We start from the raw sequence: 8,263 nt of genomic DNA on the forward strand, positions 1-8,263 counted from the left end.
CGACGCGTGGCCCGGGGTCGTCGCTCAGCAGGTCGCGGGTGGGATGCTCTGCTCGTACTGGAAGACGTTGTGCGGGTCGTACTTCGCCTTGATCTTGCGCAGTCGGTAGAAGTTGGACCCCCAGTAGGCCGACTCCCACTCCGCCATCCCGATGTTCGGCACGTTGACGTAGGCGCCGTCGACGTACGGCCGCAGGGCCTGGCTGAACTCGGCGATCCAGGTCTGGGCGACAGGCGTGAGAGCGTCGCCGCTGTCCGGCTCCCCGCGCGTGCCCCAGCCGACGCCGGGCTCGGAGTAGAAGAGCGCGTCACGGTGCGGGAACGCGGAGCCGCCACGCGGTTCGTGCGCCTGCTTCCCCCGGCCGAACGCCTGGAGGAAGAAGTTGCTGTCGTCCGTGGGCGCGTCCTCCATGAAGGCGCGGACCACGCCTATCGCCTTCTTCGGGAACGGCTGGTTGGAGAACTGCGAGAAGAACTTCCAGTTCGCGGGCTCGTCCTCGGTCGGGATCTGGAAGCCGTTGTAGATCTCGCCCCAGCCCCCGGTCTGCACGGTGACCTCGGGGTTACCGATCGACAGGATCGGCTCCAGCAGCTTCCTCGCCTCCGCCTCCGGGCCGTCGGCGAGCACCGCGAACAGCAGGATCGCGGACTTGTGGATCTCGACCTGCGTCCCCAGGCGGTAGTCGGTGAACGGAGCGATGCGCTGCCAGGTGTCGAAGATCTCCTCCAGGTCGCCGAGGCTGTCCCAGGTCGCCTGAACGTAGGCGACGCTGCGCAGCGGCGCCACCCGGTAGGTGAGCGAGGTGACGATTCCGAAGTTGCCGTTGCCCGCGCCGCGTAGGGCCCAGAGCAGGTCCTCGTGGTTGTGCAGGTCCACCTCGATGGCCTTCGCGCCGTTGCTGCCCCACGCGACGACGATCTCCGCCCCGATCAGGCTGTCGCAGGCCATGCCGAGGTAGCGGGTGAGGAACCCGAGACCGCCGCCGAGGGTCGCGCCGGACAGGCCCACGCTTCCCTCCGTTCCGGTCGTCACCGCGAGGTCGTGCTCGCCGAGCGCGGTGACCGCCTCCAGTTGGTTGAGCCCGGCGCCCACCCGTGCGGTGCGGCTCGCGTAGTCGATGTGTGTCGACTTCAGCTCGCTCACGTCGATCACGATGCCGTTGTCGACGTTCGACCAGCCCTCGAGGCTGTGCCGGCCGCTGCGCACCCGCAGCGCTACGTCGTTCTGCCGCGCCCAGGTCAGGGCGTTGACCACGTCCTGGGTGTTCTGCGCGAAGACGATGACCAGCGGGTAGCGGACGAACAGCTCGTCCCAGCCGAGGCTCGCGTTCGCGTACCCGGGATCCTGGGGGCGGACGATGCGCCCGGTCAGCTCCGTCGGGGGACACTCGGCGGTGGAGGACGGACCCGGGCCGCCGTCGGCCGCGAATCCGGGGGTGCCGGCGGCCACGATGCCGGGGAATACCGCGGCCCCCGCGCCGACGGCCGCCGTCGCCTTGAGTACTTCGCGACGAGATAGGTCGCGCATGGTCCGATCCTCTCGAAGTGGGTGACGCCAGCGATCGACCAGAGTGACTCTGGTTCGGTGGCACGCAACTCACGGTATTACGGGAGAGATATTCGGAGATGAGCCTTTTTGTCCGAAAACCCGGTCGAGTGATCAGGGCGGTCGGCCGGCCATCGACCGGCACCGGGGGTCGCTGCCGCCAGAGCTGATGGTTGGGCCCCCCACGTCGGCGGCGGCGTGCGCTGCATTGACCGGCTACGACTCGCGGCAGCGGCGGCGGACGACCCGCCGAACCTCGATCGTCGGCGTCTGCCTGGTTTGGCGCTGTGGATCGGGGTACCGCCCCAGGTGGACAGCGGCGAGGCGAGGAGACGGCGATGGCGGATGCGACGGTGTCGGACCTGGTGGTGGCCCGGTTGGCGGACTGGGGTGTGGATCGTGTCTTCGGCTACTCCGGCGACGGCATCGACGGGGTGATGGGGGCACTGCGCCGGGCCGGCCGGCCCGAGTTCGTGCAGGCCCGACACGAGGAGACGGCCGCGTTCATGGCCTGCGGTCACGCGAAGTACACAGGCGGCCTGGGGGTGTGCCTGTCGACGCAGGGGCCGGGGGCGGTGCACCTGCTCAACGGCCTCTACGACGCGCGGCTGGACTCCCAGCCGGTGCTGGCCCTGGTCGGCCAGCAGGTGACCTCGGTGCTGGGCAGCGGATACCAGCAGGAGATCGACCTGGTCCGCCTGTACGGCGACGTGTGCGCGCAGTTCGTGCAGACCGCGTACACCCCTGAGCAGTTGCCGATGCTGCTGGACCGGGCGATCCGTACCGCCCTGGCGACCCGCAGCCCGACCTGCGTCATCCTGCCGCACGACGTGCAGACCGCGCCGGCCCCGGATCTCGGCGCGCACCAGCACGGAGTCATGGTGACCAACCCCGGGCTGCCGGTGCCGGAGCTGCGGCCGCGCCCGGACGACCTACGTGCCGCCGCCGACCTGCTCGACGCCGGGCAGCGGGTGGCGATCCTGGTGGGGCAGGGCGCCCGCGCCGCCGCCGACGAGGTGGTCGAGCTTGCCGAGGCACTGGGCGCGGGAGTGACCGCCTCGCTGCTGGGCAAGCCGGTGCTGGACGAGGCGTTGCCGTTCCACACCGGAGTGATGGGCCATCTGGGCAGCACCGCCAGCAGCGCGCTGATGAGCGAGTGCGACACCCTGCTCATCGTCGGCAGCAACGACCCCTGGTCGGAGTTCTATCCGGCGCCGGGGCAGGCCCGGGCGGTGCAGATCGACATCGACGGCCGGCGTCTCGGCATGCGCTACCCGGTGGAGGTGCCGCTGCTCGGCGACGCCGCCGAGACCATCCGGGCGCTGCTGCCGCTGCTCAAGCCGCGCGCCGACCGGAACTGGCGGCAACGCGTCGAGGGCGAGGTGGAGCGCTGGCGGGACATCGCCCGCCGCCGGGCCACCGCCGAGGTCGAGCCGCTCAATCCGCAGTACGTCCTGCACGCCCTCACCGACCGGCTGCCCGGCGACGCCCAGGTGTCGGTGGACGTCGGGTCGGTCGTCTACTGGTATGCCCGGCACCTGCGCCTGCCCGTCGGCGTCGACGCGCACCTGTCCAGCACCCTGGCGTCGATGGGTTCGGCACTGCCGTACGGGCTGGCCGCGAAACTCGCCACGCCGCAGCGCCCGGTGGTGGCCCTTGCCGGGGACGGCGCGATGCAGATGAACGGGCTCGCCGAGCTGCTCACCGTCGCGCACCGGTGGCGGGACTGGGCGGACCCGCGCTTCGTGGTGCTGGTGCTGCACAACCGCGACCTGGCCGAGGTGAGCTGGGAGCAGCGGGAGATGGAGGGCGATCCGCGTTTCGTCGACTCGCAGCGCCTGCCCGACGCCCCGTACGCCCGTTGGGCGGAGCTGCTGGGTCTGCACGGCGTGCGGGTCACCACCCCGGGCGAGGTCGACGCGGCCTGGGACCGCGCGCTGTCGGCGGACCGGCCGACGCTTATCGAGGCGGTGGTGGACCCGGCGATCCCGTTGCTGCCGCCCGCGCAGCCGTACGAGAAGGTCGCCAGCATGTACGAGGCGCTCGGCCGGGAGGACACCGACCTCGGCCGCCGGGCGCTGGCGCACCTGCGCCGCGAGCGAGCCACCGAGGGCTTCGACGACCCGCGGTGACGGTCGGTAGGTGTGCGGATCGGGATCGCGGGGACATACCTCCCGAGTTCGGGCCCCGGATCCGCCGTGGTGGGCGGCAGGAGAGTCGTCGGAGGGAGCGCGTCGTGGTTGATCGGATCGCCGAGCCGTGGGGTGAGCGGACGCCGTACGGGCCGGGGGGCGAGTGGCCGGTGCGGGTGGACCGCTTTCTGGCCGATGGGCGTACCGAGGCCGACGTGGACCGGTGGGTGCAGTCGGCGTCGGTGCTGCACTCCAACGGCGACGCCATGGACATCGGGGTCGCCGACGGGCGGATCGTCGGCGTGCGGGGCCGGGCGGTGGACCGGATCAACCGGGGTCGGCTCGACCCCAAGGACCTGTACGGCTGGCAGGCCAACAACAGCCCGGACCGGCTGACCCGACCGTTGGTCCGCGACGGTGACCGTCTCGTGGAGACGGACTGGGACACCGCAATGGGCCGGATCGTGGCCCGCTCGCGGGACCTCCTCGACGCGCCGGGCGGGTGGGGACGCTTCGGCTTCTACACCTCGGGTCAGTTGTTCCTGGAGGAGTACTACGCGCTGGGCGTGATCGGTAAGGCCGGGCTGGGCACGCCGCACATGGACGGCAACACCCGGCTGTGCACCGCGACCGCGGCGGCGGCGATGAAGGCGAGCTTCGGCACCGACGGGCAGCCCGGGTCGTACACCGATGTGGACCACTGTGACGCGATCGCGCTGTGGGGTCACAACGTCGCCGAGACGCAGACGGTGCTGTGGATGCGGATGCTGGACCGGCGACGCGGGCCGAACCCACCGGCGATGCTGGCCGTGGACCCCCGGGCCACGCCTGTCGCCCGGGAGGCCGACCTGCACCTCGCGGTCCGCAACGGCACGAACGTCGCCCTGCTGAACGGGTTGCTCCGCGAGATCATCAGACGTGGCTGGTACGACGGCGACTACGTCGACGGGCACACCATCGGCTTCGACGAGCTGTGCCGGATCGTCGACGGGTACCCACCGCGCCGGGTCGCCGACATCTGCGACGTGCCGGCCGCCGACGTGGAGCGCGCCGCGGAGATGCTCGGCACGTCACAGCGGCTGCTGTCGACCGTGTTGCAGGGCTTCTACCAGTCGAACCAGGCCACCGCCGCCGCCTGCGCCGTCAACAACCTGCACCTGCTCCGGGGCATGATCGGCCGCCCCGGCGCCGGGATCTACCAGATGAACGGCCAGCCGACCGCGCAGAACACCCGCGAGACCGGCGCCGACGGCGACCTGCCCGGCCTGCGCAACTGGGCGAACACCAGCCACATCGAGGAGCTGGCCCGGCTGTGGAACGTCGAGGTCGACACCATCCCGCACTGGTCGCCGCCGACGCACGCCATGCAGATCTTCCGGTACGCCGAGCAGGGCTCGATCAAACTGCTGTGGATCAGCGCCACCAACCCGGCGGTGTCGTTGCCGGACCTGGCCCGGATCCGGCGGATCCTCGCCAAGCCGGACCTGTTCGTGGTGGTCCAGGACCTGTTCCTGACCGAGACCGCCGAACTGGCCGACGTGGTGCTGCCGGGCGCCACCTGGGGCGAGAAGACCGGCACGTTCACAAGCGTCGACCGGACGGTGCACCTCTCCGACAAGGCCGTCGACCCGCCCGGCGAGGCGAGGCCCGACCTGGACATCTTCCTCGACTACGCGCGCCGGATGGACTTCCGCGACCGCGACGGGCAGCCGCTGATCCGGTGGACCGGCCCGGAGGAGGTGTTCGAGGCGTGGAAGGAGTGCTCGCGCGGCCGGCCGTGCGACTACACAGGCATCACCTACGCCAGGCTGCGTGGCGGGTCCGGCATCCAGTGGCCCTGCACCGACGAGCGGCCGGACGGCACCGAGCGGCTCTACACCGACGGGGTGTTCCACACCGACCCGGACTACTGCGAGACGTACGGCCAGGACCTCGCCACCGGCGCCGAGTTCACCGAGCCCGAGTACCGGGCCAAGGAACCGAACGGCCGGGCGTTCCTGCACACCGTCGACTACCAGCCCTCGCCCGAGGTGCCCGACGAGGACCACCCGATGCTGCTCACCACCGGGCGGACCGTCTACCAGTTCCACACCCGCACGAAAACCGGCCGCGCGCCACAGCTCGACCGGGCGGCACCCGACGTGTGGGTGGAGCTCAACCCGGCCGACGCCGACCGGCTCGGCATCGCCGAGGGCGACCTGGTCGGCGTCTCCTCGGCGCGCGGCGGCATCCAGGCGCGAGCACGGCTCTGCGGCATCCGCCCCGGCGTGGTGTTCCTTCCGTTCCACTACGGCTACTTCGACCAGGACCCGGCCGACCGGACCCCGCGGGCGGCGAACGAGCTGACCATCACCGCGTGGGACCCGGTCTCCAAGCAGCCCCTGTTCAAGGTGGCCGCCGTCGCCGTGACGAAACTCGCCGACGGGCGGGGCGTACCCTCGCCGGCGCCGACGATCGGCGGCAGCGCGCCGCCGGCGGACGCCGACGTGCCCGCGACAGTCGGCGGACCGGCCGCCGAGGCCACCAGCGGAGAGGAGTGAGCCGTGCATCTCGCCCACTATCTCGGCCTGCTGCACCGCGCCCAGGTCAACCTCGCCGAGGCGTTCCGGCAGGTCGGCGACGCGCACGCCGAGGAACCCGACGTCCACCACCTCTGCCAGCAGCAGGCGAAGCGCTGTGACGGGCACGCCGAACGCCTGCGCCCGTTCGCCGCCCGTTACTCCGAGGACGCGCCCGCCGAACCCGACCGGCTGCACTCGCAGTTGTTCACCGGCACCCGCACCGGCGGCATCGGTCTGCTCCGTGATCTGCAGGACCTCTACCTGATGGCCGCCGAGTGCGACATCACCTGGACCGTCGTGGGCCAGGCCGCCTACGGCGTCCGCGACGAGGACCTGCTCGCGGTGGTGCGCGACTGCGAGGGCGAGACCGCCATGCAGCTCACGTGGCTGCGGACGCGAATGAAGGCCGCCGCGCCACAGGCGCTGGTCCTGGCGGACTGATCGGGTCGCTGCTCAAGGGGCGTTCGGCGGGCCGGGCGAGTACGGTAGGAGACCTGTAGTCCACGTTCGAGGTATCGGCGTGGCGAACCGGCGTCAAGAAACGGCGTGGGTCCCGGCTCCGCCACGGCGGGCGTCGTGCAGCGGCCCGCCCAGGCGAGCTGCCATTCGCGCGTCTGCCGGGCTGTTGCTGTATCGCAGGGGCGCGCACCCGCCGTGAGGACCTGCCGTGGTGACCCACCCGATGTCGGACCCAGCCGACGCCTTCACCGAACTCGGCCGCATCAATCTCGGTGAGGTCGGTCTCGACGATGTCCTGCAACGCGTCGCCGAACTCGCCAAGCGCGTTCTGCCCATGCCGGTGGAGGTGTCGGTCACACTGGCCCGCAACGGCGCCGGGCACACCGCGGCGTCCACCGACGAACTGGCCCGGGATCTGGACGAGCGGCAGTACGCCCAGGGACGCGGCCCGTGTCTGGACGCCGCCGCCAGCGGCCACATCCTGCCCGTACCCGACCTCCGGGCCGAGGATCGGTGGCCGGAGTGGGCCGAAGCGGGAGTGCGAGCCGGGTTCGGCAGCTCGTTGTCGATCGGCCTGCCGATCCACGAAGCCGTCGTCGGCGCGCTCAACGCCTACGCCCGTACCCCGCACGCCTTCGACGAGGACACGGTGGTGATCCTGGAGACGTTCGCGGCGTACGCGGCGGTCGCCCTGGCCCACGCCCAGCTCTACGACAGCACCGCCAGCCTCGCCCGGCAGATGCGGGACGCGATGACCAGTCGTGCGGTCATCGAGCAGGCCAAGGGCGTCGTGATGGCCGAGCGGCGGTGCACACCCGGCGACGCGTTCGCGGTCCTGGCGAGGGCTTCGCAGGACTCCAACCGTACGGTGCGCGACGTGGCCCAGGGCCTTGTCGACCGGGCAGCCGAGGCGCAGGTCCCCTCCTGACCGGGCGCAGTGAAGGGCGTCAGTGACCGATAACAGGTGTGTATCGGGACATCCCGGGTAGGGCCCAGGCAGCCGAGAGAAGGGGCCTTCCGGATGCCGAGCACCACGATGCCGATGCTGGAGACGTACCCGAAGTCGATCAACCTGGACCGGGCGAAGCTGGCGGCGACTATCGACGCCCTCACCGACTGCGCCCAGGCCTGCACCGCGTGCGCCGACGCCTGCCTCAGCGAGGACATGGTCGGCGACCTGACCACGTGCATACGCACGGACCTGGACTGCGCCGACATCTGCACGACCACGGCACGGGTGCTGTCCCGGCACACCGGCTACGACGCGAACCTGACCCGCAGCCTGTTGGAGGCGTGCGCCACCGCGTGCAGGTCGTGCGGGGACGAGTGCGCCCGGCACGCCGACATGCACGAACACTGCCGGGTCTGCGCCGACGCGTGCCGCGCCTGCGAGCGGGCCTGCCGGGATCTGCTGGCCACCATGAGCTGAGAACGGCACGCGGCGGGGGGGGGGGGGGGGGGGGGGGGGGGGGGGGGGGGGGGGGGGGGGGGGGGGGGGGGGGGGGGGGGGGCGGGGGGGGGGGGGGGGGGGGGGGGGGGGGGGGGGGGGGGGGGGGGGCCCCGCGC

General features: G+C 71.8%; 6 protein-coding genes. 5 read left to right on the forward strand and 1 reads right to left on the reverse strand.

Annotated features, from left to right (window positions below):
- Positions 1-24: 24 nt before the first annotated feature.
- Complete coding sequence (locus tag ACGFIE_RS33205) at positions 25-1,527, reverse strand: FAD-binding oxidoreductase (protein ID WP_393302434.1); 1,503 nt, start codon at positions 1,525-1,527, stop codon at positions 25-27.
- 356 nt (positions 1,528-1,883) lie between these two features.
- Here ACGFIE_RS33205 and ACGFIE_RS33210 point away from each other — a divergent pair, with 356 nt between their 5' ends.
- The 5 genes from ACGFIE_RS33210 to ACGFIE_RS33230 all read left to right on the forward strand — a co-directional run bounded on the left by ACGFIE_RS33210 (position 1,884) and on the right by ACGFIE_RS33230 (position 8,126).
- Entirely contained in the window at positions 1,884-3,677 is a 1,794-nt protein-coding gene (locus ACGFIE_RS33210; protein ID WP_393302437.1) for a thiamine pyrophosphate-requiring protein, read from the forward strand.
- 104 nt (positions 3,678-3,781) lie between these two features.
- Positions 3,782-6,217 carry a molybdopterin oxidoreductase family protein gene (locus ACGFIE_RS33215; protein WP_393302439.1) on the forward strand — a complete coding sequence of 812 codons (2,436 nt, stop codon included), beginning with the start codon at positions 3,782-3,784 and terminating at the stop codon, positions 6,215-6,217.
- Positions 6,218-6,220: 3 nt separating this feature from the next.
- Entirely contained in the window at positions 6,221-6,679 is a 459-nt protein-coding gene (locus tag ACGFIE_RS33220; protein ID WP_393302442.1) for a hypothetical protein, read from the forward strand.
- Between the two features lie 241 nt (positions 6,680-6,920).
- Complete coding sequence (locus ACGFIE_RS33225; protein WP_393302445.1) at positions 6,921-7,625, forward strand: GAF and ANTAR domain-containing protein; 705 nt, start codon at positions 6,921-6,923, stop codon at positions 7,623-7,625.
- Positions 7,626-7,718: 93 nt separating this feature from the next.
- Positions 7,719-8,126 (forward strand): four-helix bundle copper-binding protein, encoded by a 408-nt coding sequence (locus ACGFIE_RS33230; protein ID WP_393302448.1) that lies wholly within the window; start codon positions 7,719-7,721, stop codon positions 8,124-8,126.
- The last annotated feature ends 137 nt before the right edge of the window (positions 8,127-8,263 follow it).

Origin of the sequence: Micromonospora sp. NPDC049275, from assembly GCF_043197115.1 — a bacterium.
Taxonomy (GTDB): domain Bacteria; phylum Actinomycetota; class Actinomycetes; order Mycobacteriales; family Micromonosporaceae; genus Micromonospora.